Annotated in this window: 2 protein-coding genes; both read right to left on the reverse strand. The window is 58.0% G+C overall.

From position 1 onward, the window contains the following. Positions 1 to 219, reverse strand: a 219-nt coding sequence (locus VZ95_RS16865) for a YqhA family protein (RefSeq protein WP_045776890.1), incomplete at its 3' end; no start/stop codon positions are given. Between the two features lie 12 nt (positions 220 to 231). Continuing rightward, positions 232 to 1,129: UDP-glucuronic acid decarboxylase family protein (locus VZ95_RS16870; protein ID WP_045776891.1), on the reverse strand; the 898-nt coding region annotated here is incomplete at its 5' end.

The following is a 1,129-nucleotide window of genomic DNA, read 5'->3' on the forward strand; positions in this document are numbered from 1 at the left end:
CAGATTGCCCGCGAGCGAGAGATCGACCAGCGTTAGGACGGCGAGAATGACCTCGCTGTCCTTCAGGCTGAGAATATTGGGGGCGATGTGCAGGAGTTCCTGCACGAACTTTACCAGCAGCAGGACAAGCGCGCCAATGAGCCCCACATAGAAAGGGGCCATCAGCCAGCGACTGCTGAAGATGAAACGCTCTAAGCCGTGTTCGACGCGCTTTTTCATAATCGGCGCGGGTTAATCGGCGATCTTTTTACGGAAATAGGCGATGGTTTCCTTCAACCCATCTTCCAGATCGACCTTCGGTTCCCAATCCAGCAGCTTTTTCGCCAGCGTGATATCCGGGCGGCGGCGGGTGGGGTCGTCCTGGGGCAGCGGCTTGAAGATGATCTCAGATTTGGAGTTGGTCAGGCGCAGAATGGCTTCCGCCAACTCGCGCACGGTCATTTCGCTGGGATTGCCGATATTGACCGGCCCCGTTACCTCGTCGCCCGTATTCATCAGGCGGATCCAGCCTTCGATCAGGTCGGACTGATAGCAGAAGGACCGGGTTTGGCTGCCGTCGCCGTACAGCGTGATCGGCTCGTTCTGCAAGGCCTGGATGATGAAGTTCGAAACGACGCGGCCGTCGTTCGGGTGCATGCGCGGGCCGTAGGTATTGAAAATCCGTGCGACCTTGATGCGCAGCTTATGTTGACGCCAATAGTCGAAATACAGGGTTTCGGCGGCGCGTTTGCCTTCGTCGTAGCAGGCGCGCGGGCCGATGGGGTTGACGTTGCCGCGATAGCTTTCGGTCTGCGGATGCTCGGTCGGGTCGCCATAGACTTCCGAGGTCGAGGCCAGGAAAATCTTAGCGCGCACGCGTTTGGCGAGGCCCAACTGATTGATCGCGCCGTGGACCGAGGTTTTCGTCGTCTGCACCGGATCGAACTGATAATGGATCGGCGATGCCGGGCAGGCGAGGTTATAAATCTCGTCCACTTCCACATAGAGCGGGAAGGTCACATCGTGGCGCATCACTTCGAAGCGCGGATGATCGAGCAGATGGGCGATATTGGCCTTGCTGCCGGTGAAATAATTATCCACGCACAGAATGTCATGGCCTTCGTTCAGCAGCCGCTCGCACAGGTGCGAA

The sequence above is a fragment of the Elstera litoralis genome, from assembly GCF_000963705.1.
Classification (GTDB): domain Bacteria; phylum Pseudomonadota; class Alphaproteobacteria; order Elsterales; family Elsteraceae; genus Elstera; species Elstera litoralis.